The organism is Methylomicrobium lacus LW14 (assembly GCF_000527095.1).
Lineage (GTDB): Bacteria > Pseudomonadota > Gammaproteobacteria > Methylococcales > Methylomonadaceae > Methylomicrobium > Methylomicrobium lacus.
Genome location: NZ_AZUN01000001.1, coordinates 3,801,077 through 3,826,982, shown reverse-complemented (window position 1 = coordinate 3,826,982; position 25,906 = coordinate 3,801,077). Strand labels below are relative to the sequence as shown.

General features: G+C 57.1%; 25 protein-coding genes and 1 tRNA gene. 4 read left to right on the top strand and 22 right to left on the bottom strand.

From position 1 onward, the window contains the following. Window positions 1-8 precede the first annotated feature (8 nt). The 10 genes from mch to METLA_RS0117825 form a co-directional block, all read right to left on the bottom strand. A complete protein-coding gene (gene mch / locus METLA_RS0117870) occupies window positions 9-992 on the bottom strand; it encodes a methenyltetrahydromethanopterin cyclohydrolase (protein WP_024299846.1) in 984 nt (327 codons plus the stop codon). A 1-nt stretch (window position 993) separates the two neighbouring features. Further along, window positions 994-2,088 carry an ATP-grasp domain-containing protein gene (locus tag METLA_RS0117865; RefSeq protein ID WP_024299845.1) on the bottom strand — a complete coding sequence of 365 codons (1,095 nt, stop codon included), beginning with the start codon at window positions 2,086-2,088 and terminating at the stop codon, window positions 994-996. Window positions 2,089-2,127: 39 nt separating this feature from the next. Further along, the gene (locus METLA_RS0117860; protein ID WP_281171961.1) at window positions 2,128-3,069 is read right to left on the bottom strand and encodes a beta-ribofuranosylaminobenzene 5'-phosphate synthase family protein; all 942 of its coding nucleotides are present in this window, start codon (window positions 3,067-3,069) and stop codon (window positions 2,128-2,130) included. Between the two features lie 93 nt (window positions 3,070-3,162). Further along, window positions 3,163-3,825, bottom strand: a complete 663-nt coding sequence (locus METLA_RS0117855; RefSeq protein ID WP_024299843.1) for an HAD family hydrolase — start codon at window positions 3,823-3,825, stop codon at window positions 3,163-3,165. Next, complete coding sequence (locus METLA_RS0117850; RefSeq protein WP_024299842.1) at window positions 3,818-4,747, bottom strand: hypothetical protein; 930 nt, start codon at window positions 4,745-4,747, stop codon at window positions 3,818-3,820. Before METLA_RS0117850 ends, METLA_RS0117855 begins: the two co-directional genes overlap by 8 nt. Before the next feature lie 187 nt (window positions 4,748-4,934). Beyond that, window positions 4,935-7,349, bottom strand: coding sequence for a patatin-like phospholipase family protein (locus METLA_RS0117845; RefSeq protein ID WP_152539491.1), 2,415 nt, complete (start codon window positions 7,347-7,349; stop codon window positions 4,935-4,937). 310 nt (window positions 7,350-7,659) lie between these two features. Further along, window positions 7,660-8,025, bottom strand: coding sequence for a hypothetical protein (locus tag METLA_RS0117840; RefSeq protein WP_024299840.1), 366 nt, complete (start codon window positions 8,023-8,025; stop codon window positions 7,660-7,662). Window positions 8,026-8,195: 170 nt separating this feature from the next. After that, window positions 8,196-8,272 (bottom strand) — tRNA-Met (locus tag METLA_RS0117835). Between the two features lie 52 nt (window positions 8,273-8,324). Further along, the gene (ychF, locus tag METLA_RS0117830; RefSeq protein WP_024299839.1) at window positions 8,325-9,416 is read right to left on the bottom strand and encodes a redox-regulated ATPase YchF; all 1,092 of its coding nucleotides are present in this window, start codon (window positions 9,414-9,416) and stop codon (window positions 8,325-8,327) included. Between the two features lie 64 nt (window positions 9,417-9,480). After that, entirely contained in the window at window positions 9,481-10,005 is a 525-nt protein-coding gene (locus METLA_RS0117825; RefSeq protein ID WP_024299838.1) for a protein YgfX, read from the bottom strand. Window positions 10,006-10,069: 64 nt separating this feature from the next. On the opposite strand from METLA_RS0117825, the gene METLA_RS0117820 reads away from it, so the two are divergent. The 3 genes from METLA_RS0117820 (at window position 10,070) to METLA_RS0117810 (ending at window position 12,360) form a co-directional block, all read left to right on the top strand. Continuing rightward, entirely contained in the window at window positions 10,070-10,288 is a 219-nt protein-coding gene (locus METLA_RS0117820; RefSeq protein ID WP_024299837.1) for a TraR/DksA C4-type zinc finger protein, read from the top strand. 13 nt (window positions 10,289-10,301) lie between these two features. Further along, window positions 10,302-11,705, top strand: coding sequence for a cytochrome P450 (locus METLA_RS0117815; RefSeq protein WP_024299836.1), 1,404 nt, complete (start codon window positions 10,302-10,304; stop codon window positions 11,703-11,705). A gap of 88 nt (window positions 11,706-11,793) precedes the next feature. Then, the gene (locus METLA_RS0117810; RefSeq protein WP_024299835.1) at window positions 11,794-12,360 is read left to right on the top strand and encodes a YbhB/YbcL family Raf kinase inhibitor-like protein; all 567 of its coding nucleotides are present in this window, start codon (window positions 11,794-11,796) and stop codon (window positions 12,358-12,360) included. A 242-nt stretch (window positions 12,361-12,602) separates the two neighbouring features. Here the strand turns inward: METLA_RS0117810 and yidD are convergent, their stop codons facing one another. From yidD to METLA_RS0117790, 4 genes are all read right to left on the bottom strand, one after another. Further along, entirely contained in the window at window positions 12,603-12,983 is a 381-nt protein-coding gene (gene yidD, locus METLA_RS0117805; protein WP_024299834.1) for a membrane protein insertion efficiency factor YidD, read from the bottom strand. 133 nt (window positions 12,984-13,116) lie between these two features. Further along, window positions 13,117-15,744, bottom strand: a complete 2,628-nt coding sequence (gene clpB, locus METLA_RS0117800; RefSeq protein ID WP_024299833.1) for an ATP-dependent chaperone ClpB — start codon at window positions 15,742-15,744, stop codon at window positions 13,117-13,119. A 170-nt stretch (window positions 15,745-15,914) separates the two neighbouring features. Then, window positions 15,915-16,148: a FitA-like ribbon-helix-helix domain-containing protein gene (locus tag METLA_RS0117795; protein ID WP_024299832.1), complete on the bottom strand. Its 234-nt coding sequence runs from the start codon at window positions 16,146-16,148 to the stop codon at window positions 15,915-15,917. Window positions 16,149-16,215: 67 nt separating this feature from the next. Continuing rightward, window positions 16,216-17,238: an asparaginase gene (locus tag METLA_RS0117790; protein WP_024299831.1), complete on the bottom strand. Its 1,023-nt coding sequence runs from the start codon at window positions 17,236-17,238 to the stop codon at window positions 16,216-16,218. 58 nt (window positions 17,239-17,296) lie between these two features. Between METLA_RS0117790 and METLA_RS0117785 the strand changes: the two genes are divergently transcribed. Continuing rightward, window positions 17,297-17,794 (top strand): dihydrofolate reductase, encoded by a 498-nt coding sequence (locus METLA_RS0117785; RefSeq protein ID WP_024299830.1) that lies wholly within the window; start codon window positions 17,297-17,299, stop codon window positions 17,792-17,794. A 418-nt stretch (window positions 17,795-18,212) separates the two neighbouring features. Here METLA_RS0117785 and cynS read toward each other — a convergent pair whose 3' ends face one another. From cynS to METLA_RS0117745, 8 genes are all read right to left on the bottom strand, one after another. Further along, entirely contained in the window at window positions 18,213-18,656 is a 444-nt protein-coding gene (gene cynS, locus METLA_RS0117780) for a cyanase (protein ID WP_024299829.1), read from the bottom strand. 142 nt (window positions 18,657-18,798) lie between these two features. Beyond that, the gene (locus tag METLA_RS0117775; RefSeq protein ID WP_024299828.1) at window positions 18,799-20,013 is read right to left on the bottom strand and encodes an NAD-dependent formate dehydrogenase; all 1,215 of its coding nucleotides are present in this window, start codon (window positions 20,011-20,013) and stop codon (window positions 18,799-18,801) included. 126 nt (window positions 20,014-20,139) lie between these two features. Next, window positions 20,140-21,057 carry a LysR family transcriptional regulator gene (locus METLA_RS0117770; protein ID WP_024299827.1) on the bottom strand — a complete coding sequence of 306 codons (918 nt, stop codon included), beginning with the start codon at window positions 21,055-21,057 and terminating at the stop codon, window positions 20,140-20,142. Between the two features lie 123 nt (window positions 21,058-21,180). Further along, a complete protein-coding gene (locus tag METLA_RS0117765) occupies window positions 21,181-21,612 on the bottom strand; it encodes a TOBE domain-containing protein (RefSeq protein ID WP_024299826.1) in 432 nt (143 codons plus the stop codon). Between the two features lie 21 nt (window positions 21,613-21,633). After that, on the bottom strand, window positions 21,634-22,713 hold the full coding sequence (gene modC, locus METLA_RS0117760) for a molybdenum ABC transporter ATP-binding protein (RefSeq protein ID WP_024299825.1): 1,080 nt from the start codon (window positions 22,711-22,713) through the stop codon (window positions 21,634-21,636). Continuing rightward, window positions 22,710-23,396: a molybdate ABC transporter permease subunit gene (gene modB, locus METLA_RS0117755; RefSeq protein WP_024299824.1), complete on the bottom strand. Its 687-nt coding sequence runs from the start codon at window positions 23,394-23,396 to the stop codon at window positions 22,710-22,712. The genes modC and modB overlap by 4 nt, the downstream gene beginning before the upstream one ends. Window positions 23,397-23,406: 10 nt before the next feature. Then, on the bottom strand, window positions 23,407-24,174 hold the full coding sequence (modA, locus tag METLA_RS0117750; protein WP_024299823.1) for a molybdate ABC transporter substrate-binding protein: 768 nt from the start codon (window positions 24,172-24,174) through the stop codon (window positions 23,407-23,409). A gap of 41 nt (window positions 24,175-24,215) precedes the next feature. Next, window positions 24,216-25,715, bottom strand: coding sequence for an alginate export family protein (locus tag METLA_RS0117745; protein ID WP_051459802.1), 1,500 nt, complete (start codon window positions 25,713-25,715; stop codon window positions 24,216-24,218). Window positions 25,716-25,906 lie beyond the last annotated feature (191 nt).

The following is a 25,906-nucleotide window of genomic DNA, read 5'->3' as shown; positions in this document are numbered from 1 at the left end:
AATGCCTTTTACGCGCCGAAAGATTGATCCAGCAAGGCATTGTCGAGCTTGCCGGCGCGGAAGCTCTTGCCCGATTCGACCGCGGTCACGATCACGCTGGCAGGGCTGAACAACATCGCATCGATCTTGAAGAAATCGTATTCGTATTGCTTGAAAATATCCGCAAACGGCTTGCCGTAATCTTTCGAAGTCGAACTCGGCAATTCTCTCGCGAGCTTTTCGGCCGCTTCGTCGCTGCCCTTCACGAACAAATGCACCTGACCCGCGAACAGAATCGCGTCATTGGTGCGCCCCATCGCCTTGACGAAGTTCGGATGCGGCGGGCAAACCGGCGCGCTGCCGGAGCCGTCGATGATGTTTTCAAGCGGGAAATGCAGTGCATGTGCCTTGTGCATCGCAACCTCGAGCACGCGCGCGACGACCTGCAAACCGCCGGCCAGCGAGCTGGTCGGCGTCACGATGATGGTCAATTTACTGGGGGCGACCTTGCAGGCACTGGCAACTCTTTCGACGATCTCCAGCGGCGGAATCGCATCGTTTTCGATCACCAGCACGGTCGAATCAAAGCGGTCGCGGTAATCCAGCTCCTTGTACAATTCCTCGACCGACTCCTCCTTGCCTTCCTTCAGCTTGGTCGCCAGCGCGCGCGCAGGGCCCGAGCCGAGCGCATAATATTTCTCGTGCGACAGACTCCAGCCCGCATACTGGCTGCCGAGACAGCCCAATACCGGATTACCGGTATGCACGTTCACGGTCAAAGGCCAGTTCGTGGCGTAAGGGCTGTGACTCAGTGTGACCGTGCCCATGCCGCCGAGACAGATTTCGGCGATGATCCGGCCGGCCTCGAGACCGCCCGGCACCTTGATGCCGGCATCGATGATCGTGCAGCCGTTGCCGAGAGTCTCGACCGCCACCCGCAGCTTGTCCGCATTCGCGATCAAATGCTGCACCAGAGGCTGGGTCAACTTATTCACACTCGCTTGATATTCCATCTCACTGAACCTTTATTAATTGATTGAAAATTTGTTGCTGCCGGGTCGCCAGCACCGCCAACACCTGCCGCGGCTCGCTGCGACGGGCAGTGATGCTGCACACGGGCTGCCCTGGGCGGCAAACCGCACCGCTCCCCGGCCTGTCCTGCGTCCACTCGGGCCAGTCAAAAGCATCGGAAACTCGCAAGTCCTTATCGGCATAAACGACCTGGAAGCCAGCAAAACCTCGCTGCTTCGGCAACGCCTCCGGCAACCGGCCTTGGCAGGCCTCGACATGATGCATCAGTAAATCGCCGTATAACTGCATGCTCGCGGACGGGCGCGGATTGATTTCCAAGGCATAGACGCGCTCGCCGTCCTGAATGTAATCGAGCGAATTCAGCCCCTTCAAGCCAAAAGCGCGGACGCATCGAGTCAACCAGTCGAAAATCAGCATTTTCTGACTGCGGGATAAAGTCGAGTGATTAATGAGTCCGGAAAAAGCAAATTCAAGGCCAGCTTCTAACTTGGCGGTAAATTGCAGATTGAAGCCGATCACGCGCGCGTCTCGCGTGTCGGCCAAAAACAGCACCGAACCTGGCGTTCCGGACTGGAATTTCTGCCAATAAACGCCTTCATGAACCGGATAATTCGGATCATGACGGCGAATCCCCAGACCGCCCTGCCCTTGCATCGGCTTGCTCAGCCAATCCTGGCCAGAGTGGGGCATCGCAAATGAAACTTTTGGAAAAGGAATCTTTAGCTCGGTCAACGCAGCAAAAAACCCTTCCTTATCCTGAAAACTGCGAAATACGGCCGGCGTATTGCCCAGAACCGTAAACCGCTGATTCAGATAATCCAACGTTTCCGGATGCGATTCCAGGCCGCTGCCGTAAATGACCTGACCGACATCGTAATGCCCGATCAAATCCTCCAGAACCGGCACCACATGCTCGACCGCCAATGACGGTGCCCGACGCACCTTGACAGAATGCATCCGAGTATCCAGATCGGCATAAAGATCGAGCACCAAGGTCTGAAACCCGGCTTTGCGCGCCGCTTCGGCCAGCATACGGCCGGAACTGGCAACAATCAGCAAACATTTTGAACGATTCACTAGGACATACCCTTATCCGCTTTCGCAGGTCCGTTTAACTCACAACGACTCGACAACCACCAGCCCACCGCTGTTGCGGGCGCTCGCACCGATAAACACCAGCGTATCGCTGGCCGCAAATTTTCGCCGCGCCAAATCGACCAGAGCCTCCGCCCGACCGGCACCATTCACCATACAAAATCCGGTCGGCCCCCAGGACGTTTGCCCGACCGCGACCGCGCCCTGCTCGGCCAGCCATTCCATCGCGGCGGCTACCTCCGGACTGGTATAAATACCGCCCTGCACCGCCGCAAAATGCTCGCCGACCGAACGCTGCAGACGCGTAATCACCTCGCCAAACCTGACGATGTCGTTCTCGGCGATCGCCGGCAGCGCCTGCATCAACAGCAAATAGCACAATTGTTCGGCCTCGCGCCGGGGAAACGGCGGCAGCTCCTGAAATGCCTGGATTTCCTGCAAGCCGTGCAGCCCCTGGCCGCGCTTGTCGAACACCAGAATAAAACGCCAGGCCTCCGGAATCGCCATCCGCGCCAACAGCGGCGGCGTAATCGTATGTTCGCCGCGGCCGCCGTCGACGACCAGACCGCCCTGCTCGAACACGCCGATGCCGATGCCGGAACGCAGCCCCCGGACCATCACCTTCGCGATGTCGCGAACACTCAGCCCCAAATCATAAAACGCATTCAGCGCCGCCCCGATCGCGAGCGACATCTGCGTGCCTGAACCGAGGCCGACATGCTCGGGTATCGCGCTTTCGATGTGGATTTCGAGCGTATCCGGCACGTTGAGCGCCTTGCACAGTGTCGTCAGGCATTTTTCCGCGCGCGCGGCCGAAGGCCCCGAGATAAGGCGCCGCTCCGCCTCGACCACCGTCAACCGGGTCGACTGCTCATTCAGCGCCACGCCAATGCTGCCGAAATGCCGCCCGAGGGAACCGCTCAAGTCGATAAACCCCATATGCAGCCGAGCCGGCGCGGTCACAGATACTTTCTGATGTCGAAATTGCAAGGAATTATTTCACAGACTGCATTGAAAAAACGGGCAATTATACACGATCGGGTTGACAGCGGCGACCTAACAGTGCATCAAATCCAACAGTTCGCCGAGATCATTCAGCACGAACCTGCAACGCGCAGCCGTTGCCGCCTCCACCGGCAAGGCCGACGGCACCATCACCGGCAAAGCGCCCGCCCTGGCCGCAGCCTCGATGCCGGCGGATGAATCTTCCAGCACCAGGCAGCGGTCGATCGCCACATCGAGCGTCGCCGCCGCTTGCAGAAAAATATCGGGCGCCGGCTTGCCGCGCTCGACATGATCGCGCGCGATCAGCGCCGCAAAGACGCCTTCGAGCCCGGCCAAGCGCAGACATTCTTCCGCATTGATTAAGGTACTGTTAGTCGCCAGACAAAAAGGGATGCCTTCCTGATCCAGATAATCCCGCAGCGCATGAAAGCCGCGCTTGACCTCGATGCCGTGCGCCGCCACATGGTCGCGCCAGCATGCCGCGCTCAGGCGGTTAAACTCGCTCGTATCGAAACCGGGACCGCAGAAGCCTTCGATTTCCTGCAGCACCGCATCGATAGCCAAACCGGTCAACGCCTCGAGAAAGGCATCCGGCAAGTCATAACGCATCGCCCGGCCGGCTTCGCGCCAAGCGATCCGATAGGTCTTTTCGGTATCGAGCACCAGGCCGTCCATGTCGAAGATAACCGCCGCAAACTCACCCCGCTTAAGCATCGATCACCCGGATGTATTCGCCGTGCGCTTCGCGGCTGGAGCCGACCACGATATGCTGCGCGCCCCGCGCATTCCGCTCGAGCATGCCCGATACTTCGACCCGCTCTCCGTTAACCGCCTGGCCGGTATAAGTCGCGGTGAAACAGACGATAGAGGAAATCGCCTGATGCTCGATGCGATAAACGGACGGATAATCGAACGCGCGCGTATCGTCCGTAATCCTGCAGATCAGCGTAATCGGCTCAAGCTTCTGATAGCACTCCTGTCCGCCTGTATCTTCCGGCTCGATCAGGCTCAGGTCGAACTTGCGCCCATTCACCATCGCCTTGTTGAATTTACGCTTTTCGTGCCAGACATAATCCTCGTAACCAAGCGAACAATCCCGGCGCCGATACGATTCCCGCCAGTCGCTGTCAGTTAGCTCCTGCAAGCGGTTTTGTTCGATCAGCGTCCTGACGGCGGCCCTGCATCGATGGAACGCCTCGCGCCCGTAACAGACCAGATCGATGTCCGAACTGTCTTTTTGCACGCCGACCAGGACGGACCCGGTGATGCCGACCCTTTCCAGGTCCATTCCTTGTTGCTTGAGCAATTCGCCGAGCATCAAAACGTCGCGCTCGATCGGATCATGCTGCTCACTCCGCATGATATGCAAGAGGCGCTGCCTAGGCTGATGGCGCTTGGCGATTCTTTCGACATCAACCGCATGCAGCTCCGCATCCAGGACGGGCGAATAATGCAGATAATCGGGGTGATGCTGGCGCAAAAAGGCATTCGCCTCATCGGTCGCCTGCTTGCGCCAACGGCCGCCGTCATGCACATAGCGCAAAAAACACAGCGCCTTGCCCTGCTCCAGGCCGGGGTTGACGACCGCAAACAACAGGCCTTCGGCGGTTTCGATGAAATCTTTGGGGAACAACATGAACAGACAATCAGAGAAATTTATAAAATGCTTATATAGGTTAGATTCTACCGGGCAACGTCCCGCGTGTCTAATCGATCGAAAACCTGAACTCCCGGCGCGTTTTTCCTCCGATCCTTTCAATCCGGAAGACGGCGCCTCGAGGCCATTCGCCTTCCCTGGCAAATAGATCGGCAATGCCAGGACGCTATAACGATCCCAACAATTGCTTCGCCTCCTCGTTGTTATGCTGCGAACCGTTTTTTCCGTCCCGCGCCTTGATCTTGTTCCAGATCAGTTCTTCGCTGTCTTTCGACAACACCCAGCCCAACGCGGGCGGATTCTCGCCCTCGTTCAGATCGATCCGAAAGTGATAGAACTCCGGCTTGGCGCTCTCCGCTAAATGGCAACCTTCCGGCCAGTTCCGGCACGCATTGACCCAGGCAATCAGATGCTTCACCCCGGCGATGCCATGCCCTTCGCGCGCGTTCAAAATGCCGAAGATCGGCCCCAGCGTTTCATTCGCGCCGTTGTGATCGGTCAGGCGGGTGAATTTACCGTTGAAATCGGTGACCGCCGGCAGCGCATCGGGCACCTCCCCTTGCGGTTTGATCCACAAATCGTTAGGGCATTCGACCAGACCGTCGGCATCCTTGCCGCAAACCAGATTGCTGTCGTTGGTGATCAGCACGACGATCGGCTTGATCGCATAGCGTTCGAAAAAGGATTTCCCGTCGCCGTCTTTCGCAGGCGTATCCAGCGTTTGCAGCAACGCCTGCAGCGTGATCGCGCCGTTGTTGTCGAAATAACCGCCGTCGAGCAGGTGTCCGTTATCCTCGCGCATATCAAACCAATCGCCGTCATAAGGCAGCGTGCCGGGCGGACTGACATAGGTAAAGCGCGCGCTGTTGCCGGCCGCGGCCGACAGCGGCATATCGCGCTCCCCGAGCAACTGGATCAAATCGACATCGTCCGCGAAGGTGGATGGATCGAGCGGAAAAGGACTGGTGATCACCTTTCTGCCGGTTTCCAGATGCGTGTCGTTCAGCAGCAGCAACGGCCGCCATTTGCCGGCGCCGCCGGGCTTGCTCCAGGTGTCCGAATAAGCCTCCGCCATCCCCGCGCCACCGTCGAACGCCTTCGACCAGGCTCTTTCCCAGCCTTGCTCCAAAGCTTTCTGCCGGTCCGGCAAAATGCCGACCGGTAAAAAACGCTGCAACAAGTCATTGAAGAGCAGCGCCGAAACGGTCGGCCCCAGGAAGTCGTGCGATAACATATCGCGCGCGCGGCTTTGCAGACAATCCTTGCCGGCAGCCTGCGCGCAGTCGATGTTTTGTTTCAGCAAAGCACTGTAAAACGCGGCCCCGACGCTGCCCCCGGAGACGCCGCTGATCGCAAACACCGATTCGGCAAATTTCGGATGGTTATCGGCCAGATGCGTCAACACCGCCGTGGTCCATTGTGAGGCGCGAATGCCGCCGCCGGCCGCCGCGACGAAAATCATCGGTCTGACCGCGGCGGCTCCGGGCGGATTGCGTTGAGTCCATTGCTCAGCAAATGCCTCCAGCGGAAAGCGCTCGGCCTTTGTACCCGATAACAGACGAATCCCGTGATTATCGTTAAAGACACTGAAAACGGCCGCGGTCAGGAATAAAATCGACAACACCGGAAAATGCGTCGCAGTGCCATAATCGCGCTCGCCGCTCCGGGTAACGATGCTACGGATGATGAAATTGCCGGTCGCGGTCAGCGAACTAAAACCCAGCACCGCCATACCGGCCGCGCCGAAAGTGAAGCCCAGCCAGACCGGCGCAAAGGTCGCCAATATCAAGAGGACGAGCACATAAGCGATCGTAAAGACGCCGGACGACTTATGCAATTTGTCCAAATGCGCCCAATGCGCCTCGACAGGAATGCCTTTTTTTGCGCACACCGTTTGAATCCATTGACGCCGACACATCGCCAGCGCGTAAAACAAAATCGCAAGACCAAAGTCCGCTGCGATCACCAGTCCGTGCGGCGAAAAAAACGAGATCCGACCTTGCTTGACCGGCATCCATAAGGCCAACAGAGAAACCAGGAAAGCCAACATACCGAGGATTCTCGGCCAATGCTCGACCCAGCCCGGTTCAGACTCCATAGCCTTGGCGCAGCAGTCCTTGCCCTTGACCAGACGCGCGAGCCATGTTTTTTCCTGCAACACCTCACGCAGATGATGCCGGCCGCTTTGCTGCTCGCCGGGCTCTTCGGCGCGCTTCTCGACCATCTCCATCACCTTGCGGGTCCCGATCCAGGCTTGAAACGCCCACAAAAACACACCCAGAAGAAAAACCAGCGCATGTCCCAGGCTGGTGCTGAGCCGAATGGTCAATTCCGCCCCTTGGCTGTTGGGCAGAAACAAAAATACCGCGGCGAAAACCAGGATGAATAAGGTGACCCGGCTGCACCGGATCAAATCGAAGAAAAAATCATATTTTTGCCAGGCTTCGGACAGTTTGGCCAACCAAGCGCCGAATGCGTGTATCAATGCATTGATGCACGCCCAAAACGGAAACGCATTACCGGGCGCCGGCAGCAAGCATTGCTTGAGCCGCGACAACAGATTTTTAATGAGTTGCTGCATGAATCCCCCCAAAAAAGACAGATGAACAGGCGCGATGCCTGCCGTCAATAAATCCGGCGGAGATGCCATAGATGCCATCACAGAGAAAAATGAAATGATCCGCCGGGTTGGGCCGCCATTATTCCGGGCGGTCTCACGTTCATGCTCCCTGCGGCTGATAAAAACCTGCCGAAAAAACAGCGGGTCCGGCTGACGAAAATAGCCTAACAAAATTTATAAGTCAATGCCCATGCCGCCGATTCACCAAATCGTAATTTAGTTTGCAAAATTATCGCTAATTGTCTTGAAGAAGATTTTTGAATTCGACTGGTTATGCTTTCAAGTCTTTCCCATACACGCTCCCAATCGCTCGGATAAACCATACCGGGCGACTAAAAATGATGAAAACAGCAATGATTGGCGTAGTCGGGATTGGCGTAATATCAATAATGAACAACCCAAGTAAACTCAGGAAACACTTAATCCTTGCTTGCCTGGTTTGCTTTTCAGAATCAACTCCAAGCCTTTCTAGGAAATGTGGCTTGTTGTCGTATAAGTCACTGGACAGGCTGATGAACCATTGCGGACGCGCAATGACAATGTACATTCCTATCAAGCAGCCAGGGGATACTGGCCCAAAACCGATGATGGCAAAGATAGAGAAAACCAGAAGGCATTTAAATTGCGCTGCATTCATCGTTCAGAGCTTAAATGATTGATTGAGGGGACGCGCTATATAAAGCTTTTTGTCCAGAAATAGCCCTACAGTGTTGCGATTTGTTGTGAGTTTTTATCTTAAATTGCCCCGCCAGTGCCCCATAGGCAATAAAAAAGGCCCTGTGATTGCTCGCAGGGCCTTGAATTCTATGGTGGCGATGGGTGGGATCGAACCACCGACCTTGGGGTTATGAATCCCACGCTCTAACCGGCTGAGCTACATCGCCTTCTTGAGATCTTCAAAAAGAAGCGGAATTATAAATATCAAAATTCCGTTTGTCAAACATTGAATCGAAAATGCACCACATCGCCGTCCTTCACGACGTAGTCCTTGCCTTCGAGACGCCATTTGCCGGCATCTTTCGCGCCCTGTTCGCCTTTGTGCGCGATGAAATCTTCATAGGCGATCACTTCGGCGCGGATGAAGCCGCGTTCGAAATCGCTGTGAATCACGCCGGCCGCTTGCGGCGCGGTCGCGCCGACCGGGATCGTCCAGGCGCGGACTTCCTTCACGCCGGCGGTAAAATAAGTCGCCAGATTCAATAATTGATAGCCGGCACGAACCACGCGGTTCAGGCCCGGCTCTTCGAGACCCAGGTCATCCAGGAATTCTTTCTTTTCCTCGTCATCGAGCAAGGCGATTTCGGCTTCGATCGCCGCGCAGATCGGCACCACCATCGCGCCTTCCTTGTCCGCAAAAGCCTGCACTTTTTCGAGCAGTGGATTGTTCTCGAAGCCGTCGTCCTGCACGTTCGCGATGTACATGGTCGGCTTGATCGTCAACAGGCAAAGGTCCCTGACCAGCGCATGTTCGTCGTCGGACAGACCCAGCGCGCGCGCCGGCTGACCTGCGTCCAGTTGCTGATAGATTTTTTCGAGCACCGCCTTTTTCGCCAGTTCATCCTTGTTGCCGGATTTGGAGGCTTTCTGGGCCCGCGTCAGCGCTTTTTCGACGCTCGCCATGTCGGCGAGCGCGAGTTCGGTGTTGATCACTTCGATATCCGAAATCGGATCGACCTTGCCGGCGACATGCACGACATTTTCGTCATGAAAGCAGCGCACCACATGCGCGATCGCATCGGTTTCACGGATGTTGCCGAGAAACTGGTTGCCCAATCCCTCGCCTTTGGAAGCGCCGGCGACCAGGCCCGCGATATCGACGAACTCGATCGTGGTCGGCAACACGCGTTCCGGCTTCACGATTTCCGAGAGTTTGTCCATCCGGGTGTCGGGGACCGGCACGACGCCGACATTCGGGTCGATCGTACAGAACGGATAATTTTCGGCCGCGATCTTGGCCCGGGTCAACGCGTTAAACAGGGTCGATTTGCCGACGTTCGGCAGGCCGACGATTCCACAATACAATGCCATAGGGTGCTATTTTTCGAATCAGAAAGGGTACTTAAGAGGCGCAATTATACAGACAATCGCCTATTCAGGCAGTCGAGATTTTCAGTTTCACGATCAATCGGCGAAATTCGTGCTCGGGCAGCGCATCGTTCACGATCAATATCGCCCTTTTACGGGCGCCTTCCGGCTTGAAATGCAGCCAGATCGCAAACGGCGTCACGACGGTCGACGGAAGGATCAGGACCGCTTCGTCATTGATGTTCCAGCCGGAGGCGTCGTGATAACGAATCGCATCGTGCCGATGGTTAACGTCTCTAACGGCGAAGCCAAGATGAATCAGCAGCGCCAGGCCCGGCAGGAGTTTTCCGGGCCAGGGCAGCGCGCTGATCAGGCAGGCGCAAAGCGCCAGGCCGTGCGCGGCGATCAGCGCATATTGCAAGCGCAGGGACGGCGCGACTGCAAACAGGACGGGCGGAATAGGAGACTGTCTGGACACGATGAATGATTGGCCTGGTTCAAAAGACGGCGCGCGCACCTTGACTTGCGTGACCGGAAGATACCAAAATGGACGACGAGCTTGCGGCGGCCTGAAACTTTTGCCCCTGTCCATTTTCCAATGGCTTGTTGTAACCCTTTCAGAATACACCCAATTCACCTTTTTAGAGTAGATCACGATGTCAACAGCATGGGCGGGCGGCACGGACGCCATCCTGGAAAGAATGGAGCAAATGACTAACCTCTTCATCGAGGAGCAGCGCAAATCGATGTATGCAGGCGAATCGGCCACGCATTGCGAGGAATGCGGCGAGCCGATTCCGGAAAGCCGGCGCCAGGCGATTCCGTGCAAATACTGCCTGGCTTGCCAGACCGAGCTCGAAAAGAGCGCTAGGTAAACTCCCTGATCGCATGCATTCTCCCCAACATTCCTCCGAATTGCCCGGCCCCAAAGGTTTGCCGATCCTTGGCAATCTCTTGCAAATCGACTTACCCAAACTGCATCTGATCCTGGAGGAATGGGCCAATCGATACGGCGACATGTACCGCTTCAAACTGGTCAATAAAGCGGTCGTGGTGATCGGCAACCCTGAGCTAGTCCAGCAAATCCTGCGCGATCGTCCGCAAACGTTTCGCCGAGGCGGTTCGATAGAACAGATATCGAGAGAACTCGGCACCCATGGCGTTTTTGCGGCCGAGGGCGAACAATGGCGGCGTCAGCGCGCGCTGACGATGCAGGCATTCAAGCCGGAACCGCTACGGCGCTTCTTTCCGACCCTGCGCGTCATCACCGAGCGATTGCAAAGCCGCTGGAGCCACATTGCCGAAACCGGAAATCCGCTTGCAGTCGACAAGGACTGGATGCGCTTTACGGTCGATGTGACCACGCAATTCGCGTTCGGTTACGACATCAACCTGCTCGAAAACGAAAACGCCGACTTTCAGCGCCATCTGGAAAGCCACTTGCCCGGACTCAACCGCTGGGCGAACGCGCCGTTTCCATACTGGCGCTATTTCAAGCTGCCCAGCGACCGCGCGATGGAAAAATCGCTGGCGATCATCAAGGAAACGATCAACGGCTTCGTGCGGCAAACGCGGGAGCGGCTTGAACAACAGCCGGAACTCGCCGGCCAGCCGGCAAACTTCCTCGAAACCTTGCTGCTGGCGCGGGACGAAGACGGCGCCCGGTTGTCCGACGAGGAGATTCTAGGCAACGTGTTCACGATTCTTATTGCGGGCGAAGACACCACCGCGCACACCTTATCCTGGCTGCTGCACCTGCTTTGCGAACACCCGGACGTACAACGGAAGCTGCAGCAGGAAGCCGATACGGCCTTAGGCGATCACACCCTGCCGCCCGAGCTCGGCATCCTCGAAAACATGCCTTATCTCGAAGCCGTCGCCCAGGAAACCCTGCGCTTGAAAAACGTCGCGCCGATTTTATTTCTGGAACCCAATCAAGAGGTCGAACTGAACGGCGTCACGATCCCCCAAGGCACCCTATTGATGCTGCTGAACCGTTATAACGCCTTGCAGGACGCAAATTTCTCCGCTGCGCGTCAATTCAAGCCGGATCGCTGGCTCGATGCGAACCCGGCCAGTTGTCCCCATAACCGCAGCGCCTTCACCCCTTTCGGCGCGGGACCGCGCTTTTGTCCCGGACGCAGTTTGGCGATGCTCGAAATCAAAATGGCGATCGCCATGCTGGCCAAAAATTTTACCGTCATCCCGGTAGACACGGGACAGCCGGTGCGGGAGTTGTTTTCGTTTACGATGATGCCGGAGAACTTGAACGTCCGCTTCAAAAAAAGATAATCCCTATCGATTCGATACGACGACATAGAACCTTTAGCATCCTCCGAAGTCTTAGATAGTCACTGCTGTTTAACGCAAGGAGAAACCGATGCAAATCAAAAAACTCCAGCCCTGCCTGCGCTTGTTCGGATTGATTTTCTGCTGTTATTCCCCCCTGTCGCTTGCGCTTGAAGAAGGTGCCGCCATGCCGATGACGCTGAAGTCTCCCGCTTTTGCCCATCAAACCGATATCCCCAAGGAATTTACTTGCGACGGCTCGAATGTTTCGCCCGCTTTGGCCTGGGCTAATGTTCCGCAAAACGCCAAGAGCCTCGTGTTGATCGTGGACGATCCCGATGTGCCGGCGCCTTTCCTGCCGCTCAGGACCTGGGTGCACTGGCTGCTTTACAACATCCCGCCAACGGTTTCGGAATTGCCGCAACAACTTGCTCCGCAGAAATTACCCCAAGGTACACTACAAGGCAAAAATGACTGGAAAGGTACCGGCTACAATGGCCCATGTCCACCTTTTGGCAAGCACCGTTATTTCTTTAAACTTTACGCGCTGGACACGGTATTGCCGGATTTGAATCAGCCCGATAAGGCCGCGCTGGAGAAGGCGATGGCGGGACATATCATCGGTCAGGCCGAATTGATAGGAATTTATAAGCGTTAACAACAGTTCATAGCGCTGGATCAGTAAAATCTGCCCGATCTTCAGCCCCCGCTTTATCGCAACTTCGCGTGGGAAATCTTCTGCGCGAAGACATCGAAAGCGCATGTAGCCTTACATCGTGGGAGCGGTTTTTAACCGCGACCGTACGCAGACATATCTCCGGGCATGATTGTCGCGCTTGAAAAGCGCTCCCACCGAAATGAAACGATTTAGCTCCGCCGCGCTGAACAAAACATTGCGTTTTAAAAAGAACAATCGCAAGGCCCATCGCAGGGCAAATCCGGCAGATCGCAGTGGATGCCGTCGCAGGCGCCCGCTTTCTTCGAAGGGCAAGCATCTATGCAATCGCAGCCACAGTCGCAATCGCAACACTCATCGCAATCATTCTGGCCACGCCGGCGTTGGCGGTTTCTGATCAGGGTTTCGTTGGCTTCCTTGCAGTCTCGAAAACGGGCGCGGATATCCGCGTAGCCGCCGACGGGGCCTTTATCCCGCACGATTTTTTTGACCGCCTCGGAACAGGAATCGCCACCATGCAGGACCGCATAAGCGCAGCGGAAGCCCTTGATGGGCGAGATGAATTTTTGATAGAAAACAATCAGCAGGATGACGAGGGTTTTCACATGCGTATGCTGGTATATTAGGAGAGGCGTTAGCCGCGACAGTCGCGGCTAACGCTCCTAAAGCATAGCAAATTCTCGGCAATCGAGAATGAGGACAAGCCGGGCTTTAACCCGGCCTGCCTCGTCTTGCGGATCAGGCTTTCACAAACCGCAAAGCCCCGTCTACCGCTTCGACTTTCACCGTATCGCCCGCGCTGAAGCGGCCGGACAGGATTTCCTGCGCCAGCGGATTTTCCAGCTGATGCTGAATCGCTCGCTTCAAAGGCCGCGCGCCGTACACCGGATCGAAGCCGGCTTCGCCGAGACGGTCGAGCGCGGCCTCGCTGATTTCGAAGCCGATTTCTCGGTCGGCCAGACGCTTTTGCAGTTGGCCGATCTGAATCTTCGCGATCGCACGGATCTGTTCGCGTTCGAGCGGATGGAACACCACGACCTCGTCGATCCGGTTGATGAACTCGGGCCTGAAATGCATGCCGACGATCTCCATCACCTCGGCCTTCATTTCCTGGTAATTGGCCTCGGCCGCTCCCGGCGTCATGCCTCCCGCGGCACTCGCACGTTCCTGTGCTTCGCCCGCGAGTTCCTGAATCCGGCTCGATCCGAGGTTCGAGGTCATCACGATCACGGTATTGCGAAAATCGACCGTGCGCCCCTGACCGTCGGTCAGGCGTCCGTCATCCAGCACCTGGAGCAGCACGTTGAACACATCCGGATGCGCCTTTTCGACTTCGTCCATCAAAATCACCGAATACGGTTTCCGGCGCACCGCCTCGGTCAGATAGCCGCCTTCCTCGTAGCCGACATAGCCCGGAGGCGCGCCGATCATACGCGCGACCGAATGCTTCTCCATGAATTCGGACATATCGATACGTATCATCGCATCGACCGTATCGAACAGGAATTCGGCCAGCGCCTTGCACAATTCGGTCTTGCCGACGCCGGTGGGCCCCAGGAACAGGAACGAACCGTTCGGACGGTTCGGATCGGACAGACCGGCGCGCGCGCGGCGGATCGCGTTGCTGACCGCCTTCAGCGCCTCGCCCTGGCCGACCACGCGCCGGCTAAGCGCTTCTTCCATGCGCAGCAGCTTGTCGCGCTCACCTTCCATCATTTTCGACACCGGAATGCCGGTCCACTTCGAGACGACTTCGGCGATTTCCTCCTCGGTCACCTTGTTGCGGAGCAGCGTCATCTTATGCTGTTCGCCGGAGTCCGCCTGCTCCAATTGTTTCTCCAGCGCCGGAATGATGCCGTATTGCAGTTCCGCCATCCGGTTCAAATCGCTCGCGCGCTTGGCCGACTCCAACTCGACTTTCGCGTGATCAAGCTTTTCCTTGATCGATGCCGAGCCTTGTAGTGAGGCCTTCTCGGCCTTCCAGATTTCCTCCAGGTCCGAATATTCCTTTTCGACTTCGGCGATTTCTTCTTCGAGTATTTCCAGGCGCTTTTTCGACGCCGCATCGGCTTCCTTTTTCAGCGCGACCTGCTCTATCTTCAACTGAATCAGGCGCCGGTCCAGCTTGTCCATCGCCTCCGGTTTCGAATCCTGCTCCATCCGGATGCGGCTGGCCGCCTCGTCGATCAGGTCGATCGCCTTGTCCGGCAACTGCCGGTCCGCAATGTAGCGGTACGACAGGCCGGCCGCCGCGACGATCGCCGGGTCGGTGATGTCGACGCCGTGATGCACCTCGTATTTTTCCTTCAGGCCGCGCAGGATCGCAATCGTATCCTCAACGCTGGGCTCCTCGACCAGCACCTTCTGGAAGCGGCGTTCGAGCGCCGCGTCCTTCTCGACATATTTGCGGTATTCGTCCAATGTCGTCGCGCCGACGCAGTGCAGTTCACCGCGCGCGAGCGCCGGCTTCAGCATGTTGCCCGCATCCATCGCGCCTTCAGCCTTGCCCGCGCCGACCATCGTGTGCAATTCGTCGATGAACAGGATCACCTGCCCTTCCTGCTTGGCCAGGTCGTTCAACACCGCTTTCAGACGCTCCTCGAACTCGCCGCGAAACTTCGCGCCGGCGATCAGGGCCGCCATGTCCAGCGCCAGCACCCGCTTGCCCTTGATGCCTTCGGGGACTTCGCCGTTCACGATACGCTGCGCCAGGCCCTCGACGATCGCGGTCTTGCCGACGCCGGGCTCGCCGATCAGCACCGGGTTGTTCTTGGTGCGGCGCTGCAAGACCTGGATCGTGCGGCGGATTTCGTCGTCGCGCCCGATCACCGGGTCCAGTTTGCCCGCTTCGGCACGCTCGGTCAGGTCGATCGTGTATTTTTTCAAGGCCTGGCGCTGATCCTCGGCGCTCTGATCATCGACCGCCTGACCGCCGCGCATCGCCTCGATCGCCTTTTCGACCGCCTGCTTAGTGGCCCCGGCTTTTTTCAGCAAGTCCTGCAACAGCCCTTTTTCCTCGAACACGGCCAGTAAAAACAGCTCGCTGGCGATGAACTTGTCGCCGCGCTTCTGCGCCAGCTTGTCGGTCACGTTCAACAGCCGCGCCAGCTCGTTCGAAATCTGCACGTCGCCGCCCGCGCCAGACACGGTCGCCAGCCGGTTCAGCGCCTGTCCGAGTTCGGCGTGCAATGCACCGGTATTGACGCCGATCTGCGCGAGCAGCGGTTTGATGCTGCCGCCTTCCTGATCGAGCAAGGCGATCATCAGATGCACGGGCTCGATGAACTGATGGTCCTTGCCCAAGGCCAGACTTTGGGCTTCCGCCAGCGCTTCCTGAAATTTGCCGGTTAATTTATCCATCCGCATGTGGGTTTACCTCTATTAAGGAATTTATTAAGTTGCGGGGGATATGGGGCGTTAATGGCGAATTTTCAATCCGGCCAAAAAACGAATTATGGACGGATTAATCAAATCAATACCGCAGTTCTCAAAATCTTTAATGTTTCGTGTAGCCAGATTGAAGTGATTGATCCGTGTTATTGCCGCTCCATCGGATCGTGCGCCGCATGGCGCGGCAAATCCAATTCAACACCCTGTTCTTTGCCAAATAACTGCAACGCCATGTCGCCTAGCTTCACTTGCTGTGTAGTAACGGCTTGTTTAAGAATTCGGCGAACTTCTTCTTCCATCGACACACCGTGTTCCTCTGCAAGGGTGCGCAGCCTAAAAAATACATCGTCGTCTAATTTTCTGATGCTTATATTTGCCATGCGAGCCCCCATCAATCGGCCTCAAAATTCAACATTTCTCAAATGATAGCGCCTGCTAGCATCGCGATCAATGAACATGCTCCCCGGCCATATCGACCGCCAGAAAGGCCGCAATATCCTGCCCCTCCTGAAAATTCCCATACGCCAGCGCCAGTTTCACATAAGCCGCTTCGATCGATTGATTCCAGATCATTTCCGCACCCGCATCGAGCAAGCACCGCGTGCTTTCATACGCATCGGGCGATTGCCGCGCCGGCGCGAGGTAAAGCTTCACGCCCTGCTGCCGGCAGCGCTTGATGAACGCCAGCAGCGAATGATTGTCGCCCCATTGCAGGGTGCTGCATGCGGTGCCGGAATGGTATAGGTCATGCAATACCGCATCGACGCCGTCGAGGGAAAAATGCGCGTAATCAAGGCCCGGATAAGGCCGGATCATCAGGATGCGGTCTGAAAACAGCGGCTTCAACTTGGGCAATTCCGCTTGCCGCTTAAACGCCGGCATTCCGGTCCCGATAAACCGGCCGCCGTCATACTCCAAGTAGCTTTGCCCCTGCACGCTGAAAAAATCGCCGCTCAATTGCGGCGACGACGCCAGCCGCGCGCCACGGTGCACCTGTAGGGTCTGACCCTGATTGCGGTAAGGCACGAACACGCCGGGGTCCTTAATCTCTCGGATAAAATCGACCGCGCAATGAAAATTATCCAGCCCGTTGGCCTTCGGATGATCGAGCGGGTAATCGCTCGATACCATCAGCAAAGGCACTTTCAGCCCGTGGAAATAAAAGCTGAGCGCCGCCGCGGTGTAGGCCAGGGTATCGGTTCCGTGCGTCACGATCACGCCGTCATAGCGTTCCGGCTGTTTGGCCTCGATCGCTTCGATGATGATAGGCCATGCCGCAGGCGCGAGGTTTTCGCTGAGCATCCGAATCGGCTCGATCGACTCGAATGCGATGTCCTTCGCCGCCTCGGGGAAGCGCCACTGAAATTCGCCTAGCAACTTGAAAGGCGCCGACTCGGACGGCTTGATCGTGCCGTCGCTGGCGCTTGATCCGATCGTGCCGCCGGTGAATACAACCAGAATATGTTTCATAGTATGATGTTTATCTTTTTCTAAGCTCAAAGCGCCTCAGATTCTAAACCACCCCAACATGAAAATCTCACTTATCGTCGCGATGGCGAGCAACCGGGTCATCGGCCTGAACAACAAAATGCCCTGGCACCTGTCGGCCGACCTGAAACGCTTCAAAAAGATCACGATGGGCTCGCCGATCCTGATGGGCCGGAAAACCTTCGAATCGATCGGCCGCCCGCTGCCCGGCCGCACCAACATCGTCCTGACCCGGAACCCTGCCTACACGCAGGAAGGCTGCGTGGTCGTGAACGATCTTGAAACCGCGATCTGGACCGGCTGCCGGCATGCCGGCGAGATTTTCGTGATCGGCGGTTCCGATCTTTATCAAGCCCTTTTACCGAGAGCTGAAACAATTTATTTGACTGAAATCAGGCGGGAATTTCCGGGGGATACGTTTTTTCCGGAACTGGACATGAACGAATGGTCGGAGTCGGAACGGGAAGATGTCGATGATGATGTCGATACGGGCTTTGGATATAGCTTTTTACGGCTGGATCGAAAAATGAAACCGTAGATCAAGACCGAAAGCAAATTCAAAATCAGCCAAAACCGCGCGCCAGAAGAACAACAGAGCGTGATCGAGGGATTGAATCAATCCAATAACCCGCTCGCGGCCGCCGTTGCCAAGATGATGACCGAACCGCAGAGTTTGGGTTAACGGCTTTATCGCAAGCCAGTCATTGGAGCCGAATCAATAGTCCTCGTCTTCTGAATGACAGGGGGAGATGAAATCCTAGACGAATAGACCAATAATGCAGCAATGCCGGCTTCATTCAGGAAGCATAGCGCCGATTCAATATAAGCGCTCTCAATACGCAAATAGCCGGCCTCGACCAAGGTGTAACCTTTAAAATCAGACTCAACAATGGTAATGGATATGCTACCCTGCCTGACTTGCAGGAAAGACAGGCGAAGGCAGCGTCTTGAACGCTTCAATAGATTTTGTAGGGCAAGAACTTTCCGGACATCGTGATCTTGACCCGGTCGCCGTTCGGATCGGATTCGCGGCTCAAATCCATCTTGAAGTCAATTGCGCTCATGATGCCGTCGCCAAACTCTTCGTGGATTAGCTCCTTGAAGGTGGTTCCATAGACACTGATCAATTCGTGGAAGCGGTAGATCAGCGGATCGGCCGGAATATCGGTGGGCAATGACCCCTTGTAAGGCACCACCGTCAGCCATTGCCGTTCTTCCTCGGTCAGGCCGAAGAACTCTCCGACTACGGCGGCTTGATCTTTCGTGAGTGTCATTTGACCAAGGCAGGCCGCGGTGACCCATTCCTTGCTCTGGCCGACCCTGGCGGCGACGTCGGCCCATTTCAGACCCTGACTGACCTTGGCGGCGATGATTTTCTCGGTGACTTCGAACCTGTTCATGGGCTTCTCCTGGTATGTGAAAAAATGCGGAGCATCGGCACGGATCGATGGCAATTGATTACGACGCCTCGCGTTGAAGGATTGACGGCAGAGACGACCGGAAGGCATCGAATCCCGATGCCTTCCAGTGTCGGCTCAACGACTAAACCGCTACACCGTCCTTTTTGAACTTGGCGGCTTCTTCCGATCCGCCGGTGGCGTTGCCTTTGCTGTAGGAATGCGCGCCGACGCCGGCCAACTGGCCGCCTTGTACGATCAGGTACTCGTCGCGGATGGGCCGGCCCTCAAAATAGCATTCCAGGATCTCGCGGGTGCCGGCAGCGTAACGGGTCTGCGCCGACAGGCTGGTTCCGGAGATGTGCGGAGTCATGCCATGATGCGGCATCGTGCGCCAAGGATGATCTTGCGGAGCCGGTTGCGGGAACCAGACATCGCCCGCATAACCGGCCAATTGGCCGCTTTCCAGCGCCCTGACGATCGCGTCGCGATCGCACAGCTTGCCGCGCGCGGTGTTGATCAGGTAAGCGCCGCGTTTGAAGTTCTTCAGCGACTGCTCGTTGATCATGTGCTCGGTTTCAGGATGCAGCGGGCAGTTCAAGGTCACGACGTCGCACACCTGGGTCAGGCTTTCCAGGCTGGCGTGGTAAGTCAGATTCAGTTCCTTTTCAACCGCTTCCGGCAAACGATGGCGATCCAGATAGTGCAGCTTCACGTCGAAAGGTTTCAGCAGGCGTAATACGCGCAGGCCGATACGGCCGGCGGCCACGGTGCCGACATTCATCGCTTCCAGGTCGTAGGAACGCGCCACGCAGTCGGCGATATTCCAGCCGCCTTTGATCACCCAATTGTAGGACGGGATGTAATTGCGCACCAGGGCCAGCGTCATCATCACGACATGCTCGGCCACGCTGTGGCTGTTGCAGTAGGTGACTTCGGCCACGGTAATGTCGCGTTCGATCGCCGCCTGCAGGTCGGTGTGATCGGATCCGATGCCGGCGGTCACGATCAGTTTCAGATTTTTCGCCTTGGCGATGCGCTCGGCGGTCATGTAGGCGGGCCAGAACGGCTGGGAAATGACGATTTCGGCGTCGTGCAGCTCGCGGTCCAGCACGCTGTCGGCGCCGTCCTTGCTGGAGGTCACAACCAGTTGATGGCCATTCGACTCCAGATATTTACGCAGGCCCAGTTCGCCCGAAACGCTGCCGAGCAATGCGCCCGGCTTGAAATCAATCCTCTTTGGCGTCGGCAACGTTTGTCCGTCCGGGTAGCGCTCCGGCTGCGGGAGGTCATCGCGAGCGTAGGAAGTGGGATAGCCGTCGACAGGATCGTCATAAAGCACGCAAACAATTTTCGCCATGTTATTTTTTACCTTGTTATTGATTGGATGCCGGGGCATAACCTTGTATGCCCTGATGTATCCCGGCCGGGTAAAGGTATTGTCGGCTTAATCGGTTCTTGGCGTCCAATCGTTTGAGCGAATGGTTTAATAGCTCGCGGCTATCAAGGCATCGAATCGGTGTTGCAAATCCAGATGTTGGGCTATGTTCCAGGCCGCATCCTGTATCGGTGACGGCAAATCCTGGCGGCGCACGATCAAACCCACTTCCCGCGATAACTCGGGACTTAGCGGTATGGCGACGATCTCCTGATCGGGTTCGAACTGGTGTAACATGCTGTGCGGAACCACACTGTAAAAGCCGGCGCTGCGCACATGGGCGTATAAGGCGGAGATCGAGTCGGTTTCCAGCATGACCTTGGGCATCACCTCGGCTTCGCGAAAGGCCGCATCGATCAGGCGGCGGTTTTGCATGTTCTGCGTCAGCAAGCATAAAGGAAGTCCTTCGACGTCGCTCCAGCTCAAACGGCTTTTGATCAAATCAGGAGAGGGATTGCGGGCCAACAGCACATAGCGCTCGCGGAAGAGAGGCAAAGCCCTGAACCCTTTTAGCCTGGGGTCGCCCAGGTAAGTCAATCCCAAATCCAGTTCGAAGTTGTCGAGATGGCGGATGATTTCCTCGGCGCAAAGGGAAGCGAGTTGGATGGCGATGCCGGGATATTCGGTTTGAACAGGTTGCGTCAACAGCGGTGTAACGGCCAGCGTGGTAGGTATGGCCCCTATCCGTAAAATACCGGTGAGCTGTCGGCTGTACTGCGCGGCGGCTTGGCGCATGCCTTCCCAGTTTTGCGCTAAAATGCGCGCCCATTGCAAAACCCGCTCGCCTTCCTCGGTAAAGCCCTCAAAACGTTGTCCGCGTTGAATAAGGGTAATGCCCAGTTCTTCCTCAAGATGTTGAATCGCGGTGGACAAGGCGGGTTGAGATACATGACTGATGTCAGCCGCGCGGCCGAAATGCCTGGTTTTCGCGAGGGCGAGCAGATAATGGATTTGCCGGATAAACATGCAGGATGAGGACCATTCGGACGATGACGGTGATGGCCGAAAAGCGAAAGGATTCGGTCAAAAATAACTTCCCCCTAGACCTGCCAGGTTTTAAAAACCCGGCAGGTCTTCATCACCCGATCTTCAAGACGCCACGGCCAATATCACCGCGCTGGATTTGAACACCGCGGTCACCGTTTGCCCAATCTGCAAGCCGAGCGTTTCGGCGCTGTCATTGGTCACCGTCGCGGTCACCTGCTCGCCGCCCTTCAATTCGATGTCGACTTCGGTGTTGATCGCGCCCTTGATCAGTTTGACGATCTTCCCTTGCAGTTGATTGCGCGCCGAAATCCGATAGCCGCCAAAGTCGGTGACGATGATGACCTGCGGCGCCTTGACCAAGGCGATCGCCGGGATGCCGGGCTTGATGCCGAGCGATTCCGCCGATTCCTTGGTGATCATCGCCTTGATCGTAGTCTCGCCGCCCTTTAATAGGACGGAGACTTCGGTATAGATCGCACCGGTCTGCACTTCGCTGATCGTGCCGGTAAATTGGTTGCGTGCACTGACTTTCATGTTCGGTCTCCTTTGACTCTATCAATTCAATAAGGATGTGCCTTTGATCTGCACATAAACGCTTTTGCCCACCTGTAAATTCAGCAATTGCCTGGACTTGCGAGTGATATGCGCCAGCAGCGGCAACGCGCCGGCCTTCAGACGCAGGACCGTCTGTCCGTTCAAATGATCGGCCATGCCGATGATCGTGGCGGGCAGCACGTTCAGGATGCTGGTCGCATGCGGCGCTTCCAGCGTGATGCTGACGTCGCTGGCGTATATCTGTAGCCGTACCGGCGAGCCGATCGCGCCGTCTACCAATGGCATGCTCAGTTCGATGCCGGCACAGTCGACCCGGGTCAGAAGGTATTCGCTTTCATGCGCGGCGATGCGGCCTTCCCAGATCATCGCGGCCTGTTTGTCCTCCGCCTGCGGCAGATCGATCCGGCTCAGGGTTTCGGCAAGCGGGCCCGACGCCTGCACCCGGCCTTCGTGCAACACCACCAGATGATCGGCCAGTTTTGCGACTTCCTGCCGCGCATGAGTCACATACAGCACCGGGATGTCCAGCGCCTGATGGAGCCGCGTCAGGTACGGCAGAATCTCCTGCTTGCGCTGATAATCCAGCGCCGCCAGCGGCTCGTCCATCAGCAGGATGTCCGGCTGCAAGACCAGCGCCCGGGCGATCGCGACGCGCTGCCGCTCGCCGCCGGACAAACGCGCCGGCATCCTGTCCAGCAGATGGCCGATGCCCAACAGTTCTATCGTGTGGTCGAGACCTGCGGCCGCAGGCGTTTTGCCGATCCGCTTCAGGCCGAAACACACATTCTTGTAAACGTTCAAATGCGGAAACAGATTGGCCTGCTGAAACACATAGCCGAGCGCGCGTTGATGCGTCGGTAAAAACAGGCCGCGTTCGCTGTCCTGCCAGACTTTGCCGTTGATCGTCAGCCGGCCGACGGCCGGCCGTTCGAGGCCCGCGATGCAGCGCAGCAGGGTGGTCTTGCCGGAACCTGACGGCCCGAACAGCACGCTGATACCCGAACCCGGCAGGCGAAGATCGACATCGAGGCGAAAGGCGCCGTAATCGAGCGCAAAGCGGGCGGCGATCGCTTGAGTCATCGCATCGGCTCCACCGCAGGCCGGCTTTTCAGCACGCCATACAACAGCAGCAGCACCGTAAACGCAAACACCAGCAAGCCGCCGGCCAGCCAATGCGCCTGGGTATATTCGAGGGCTTCAACATGGTTGTAGATTTGTACCGACGCGACCCGGGTCTTGCCCGGAATGTTGCCGCCGATCATCAAGACCACGCCGAATTCGCCGACCGTATGCGCAAAGCCGAGGATCGCCGCGGTCAGAAAACCCGGTTTGGCGAGCGGAATCACGACCGAGAAGAAGGTATCCCAGGGCCCCGCGCGGAGGGTGGCGGCCGCTTCCAGCGTTTGCTCGCCGATCGCGGCGAAGGCGGTTTGCAGGGGCTGCACCACGAAGGGCAGCGAATACAGTACCGAGGCGACGACCAAGCCGCCGAATGTAAAGGGCAACGGCGTCAGGCCCAGTTCGGTCATCAGGCCGCCGACCGGCCCGTTCGGACCGAGCAGCAGCAACAGATAAAAGCCGAGCACGGTCGGCGGCAAGACCAAAGGCAGCGCCACCAACGCATTGCAGACACCTTTCCAGCGCGATTCGGTGCGCGCCAGCCACCAGGCCAAGGGCGTTCCGAGCAGCAACAGTAGCAAGGTTGCCAGGCTGGCGACCTCAAAGGTCAACCACAGGGCCGAAATATCGTCATCGCTGAGCATAGATTAGAGGTCAGTCGGCCAGACTGTAGCCGTATTTTTGCATGATCGCCCGCGCTTCGGCCGATTTTAAAAATTGCAGCAACGCGGGCGCTGCCGGATTGCCCCCCCCCTTATTCAGCAACACCGCATCCTGGCGGATCGGCGCATGCAGCGTTTCTGGCACGATCCAGCTCGATCCCTTGGCGATCTTGCCGTCCTCGATTACCTGCGACAAGGCGATGAAGCCCAGTTCGGCATTGCCGGTCGAGACGAATTGATGGGTTTGTGCAATGTTTTCGCCAAGCACGAACGAGGGCCCCAGTTTTTCGAACAGTCCCTGATTTTTCAAAACCTCCACCGCCGCCGCGCCGTAAGGCGCCAGTTTCGGGTCGGCCAGCGCCAGATGCCTGAAGCCGCCACCGTTCAGGATGGCGCCCTGATCGTCCACCAATCCCGGTTTGGCCGACCATAACACCAGCTTGCCGATCGCATAGGTGAAGCGGCTGCCTGGCACGGCCAGCCTGGACTTTTCCAGTTGCGTCGGTTTTTCGCTATCGGCGGACAGGAAAACTTCGAACGGCGCGCCGTTTTCGATTTGCGCGACGAATTTGCCGGAAGAGCCGAACGAGAGTTTGGCGCTGTGTCCGGTCGCTTTTTCGAAGGCTGCGGCGATTTCGTTCATCGGTTGGGTGAAGTTGGCGGCGACCGCGACCAGCGTCGTTTCGGCATAGGCCGGCGCGCAGGCGGCGGCCAGCGCGGCCGTGATAAGCGCCAAACGATAAAATCCTTTGCTAAACATGAGGAAGGCTCCTGACAGGATGAGAAGACGGCTTGGTCATTTCAAAACCGGAATTGGCTTTGCACATAAAAATAATCGACATCCTGGCTGTCCGGCGCGCCGGCGGTCGTTTTGGCGAATGCGCCCTTGAACAGATGCGCCCAGCCGGATTCGAAGTTCAAGCTGCTGTTGAAGTCCCAACGCGCCGACAGCTCGATTTGCTGGCCGATGAAATTATTCGTATTGCCGGTTTTGTCGCGCAATTTGGCCGACGTCCAGCTGTCCTTGTCCTCCGCCAGCCAGAAGAAGCGGTGGCTGATGAAGGCCTGCACGTCCGGAAGCGGGTTAAAACCGATGCGGTAGCCCGGCGTATTGATATTGCTGCGGGCAAAGGCGCCGTAGATGCCGGTCGGTCCGAATTCGAAGCGGCGGGCGCCGTAGAGGGTGTCGAATTGCTGATCCTTGTTGTCGTTGGGATCGTGATCGCCGCTGGCATAGTCGTAATGGAGCGAGAAACGCGGCGTCCAAAAAGCATCGAAAGTATAACCGACGTCGAGATGCTGATACCAGGCCGAATGGTCGAGATTCTTGCCGTCGCTCGCCTTGCTTGTCTCCCGCACCGTGCCGAACTGGCCGACCGTTTCGCTTTGGAAATCGAACTCCCCTTTCGCGGGCTTGATGTAAAAACGCATGCCTGGCGTAAAATAGCGGCGGTTGCGGGTCTGCATGCGCTTGCGGTCGCCTTCGTCGAGGTGGTACAAGTACAGTTCGGCATTGAACTTGCCGGGCAAGTCGTAGACCTCCAAAAACCCACCGGAAAACCACGCCTGCTCCTCGGGTTCGTCGAAGCTGTGGAAGTGGTCGAGCAGTTGCTCGGGATCGTTCGGATAGCGGCCGACCGGCTTGGTCGCGAAGGCGTTGAATTGCCAGCGGTTGTAATCGACGACTCGGAGCCGGAAGCCGTCGAAGCTGTTGATCGTGTTGCGCATCGCATTCCGGGCGATCAGGCGGCGGCTGCCGAAATTCAGGGTCTGCCGGCCGGCGATCGCTTCGACGCCCAAACCGCTATGGGCCAGGTTCTGATCGGACCAGGCCAGATAACCCTGGATGAAATCGGCTTCATCGACATGGGTATTGTTGATGCCGGAACCCTCGTCGGCGCCAAACTGGCGGGCATCCAGAAATTCGCCGCCCAGCCGCCAGTGTTCGGAATGCGCTTCCAGCCACAGGTCGGTCTGCAGCGAAATCTGCTGATCGCCGCCCTGACTGCCTTGCCGGAAGCTGCCGTCGATCGTTTCATAGCGGGTACGCTGTTCGAGCGATAGCGACAGCCACGCGGGCAAGCCCAACGCATCGTGCAGATTCCAGACCGGTTTCTCGTATTTGTACGAGCCCAGCAGCGCATCGGGCATTTGGCTCGAAAAGGCGGCAAATGGCGGTTGGGTATAGCTTTTCTTTTCCGCCGCCGCATCGGCCTGCGCGATGAAGCCTGAGGAAACGATAGTCAGACCGATGGCGCCGCCAAAACGGGAAACGATACTCTGTTTGTTTAGGGGATTCACAATGTTCGCCTTTTGTGAACGTCAAACGCCGTTCGTGTGGTAGTCGATTTCAAAAAGGGCTTTCCCAAGCCTGTATACGTTGAAGGACAGTAGTATATAGCGTTATGTATAAAAATACATAACGATCTTTTAGGCCGTATTGATGTCCTCCAGGAAATCACGATCCACCACTATTTTTTTCGATAGAGATA

Coding starts and splice junctions, on each gene's coding strand:
- mch (WP_024299846.1), bottom strand. CDS start 992: ATGGAATATCAAGCGAGTGTGAATAAGTTGACCCAGCCTCTGGTGCAG.
- METLA_RS0117855 (WP_024299843.1), bottom strand. CDS start 3,825: ATGCTTAAGCGGGGTGAGTTTGCGGCGGTTATCTTCGACATGGACGGC.
- METLA_RS0117850 (WP_024299842.1), bottom strand. CDS start 4,747: ATGTTGTTCCCCAAAGATTTCATCGAAACCGCCGAAGGCCTGTTGTTT.
- METLA_RS0117845 (WP_152539491.1), bottom strand. CDS start 7,349: ATGCAGCAACTCATTAAAAATCTGTTGTCGCGGCTCAAGCAATGCTTG.
- METLA_RS0117840 (WP_024299840.1), bottom strand. CDS start 8,025: ATGAATGCAGCGCAATTTAAATGCCTTCTGGTTTTCTCTATCTTTGCC.
- ychF (WP_024299839.1), bottom strand. CDS start 9,416: ATGGCATTGTATTGTGGAATCGTCGGCCTGCCGAACGTCGGCAAATCG.
- METLA_RS0117825 (WP_024299838.1), bottom strand. CDS start 10,005: ATGGACAGGGGCAAAAGTTTCAGGCCGCCGCAAGCTCGTCGTCCATTT.
- METLA_RS0117820 (WP_024299837.1), top strand. CDS start 10,070: ATGTCAACAGCATGGGCGGGCGGCACGGACGCCATCCTGGAAAGAATG.
- METLA_RS0117815 (WP_024299836.1), top strand. CDS start 10,302: ATGCATTCTCCCCAACATTCCTCCGAATTGCCCGGCCCCAAAGGTTTG.
- METLA_RS0117810 (WP_024299835.1), top strand. CDS start 11,794: ATGCAAATCAAAAAACTCCAGCCCTGCCTGCGCTTGTTCGGATTGATT.
- clpB (WP_024299833.1), bottom strand. CDS start 15,744: ATGCGGATGGATAAATTAACCGGCAAATTTCAGGAAGCGCTGGCGGAA.
- METLA_RS0117795 (WP_024299832.1), bottom strand. CDS start 16,148: ATGGCAAATATAAGCATCAGAAAATTAGACGACGATGTATTTTTTAGG.
- METLA_RS0117790 (WP_024299831.1), bottom strand. CDS start 17,238: ATGAAACATATTCTGGTTGTATTCACCGGCGGCACGATCGGATCAAGC.
- METLA_RS0117785 (WP_024299830.1), top strand. CDS start 17,297: ATGAAAATCTCACTTATCGTCGCGATGGCGAGCAACCGGGTCATCGGC.
- cynS (WP_024299829.1), bottom strand. CDS start 18,656: ATGAACAGGTTCGAAGTCACCGAGAAAATCATCGCCGCCAAGGTCAGT.
- METLA_RS0117775 (WP_024299828.1), bottom strand. CDS start 20,013: ATGGCGAAAATTGTTTGCGTGCTTTATGACGATCCTGTCGACGGCTAT.
- METLA_RS0117770 (WP_024299827.1), bottom strand. CDS start 21,057: ATGTTTATCCGGCAAATCCATTATCTGCTCGCCCTCGCGAAAACCAGG.
- METLA_RS0117765 (WP_024299826.1), bottom strand. CDS start 21,612: ATGAAAGTCAGTGCACGCAACCAATTTACCGGCACGATCAGCGAAGTG.
- modC (WP_024299825.1), bottom strand. CDS start 22,713: ATGACTCAAGCGATCGCCGCCCGCTTTGCGCTCGATTACGGCGCCTTT.
- modB (WP_024299824.1), bottom strand. CDS start 23,396: ATGCTCAGCGATGACGATATTTCGGCCCTGTGGTTGACCTTTGAGGTC.
- modA (WP_024299823.1), bottom strand. CDS start 24,174: ATGTTTAGCAAAGGATTTTATCGTTTGGCGCTTATCACGGCCGCGCTG.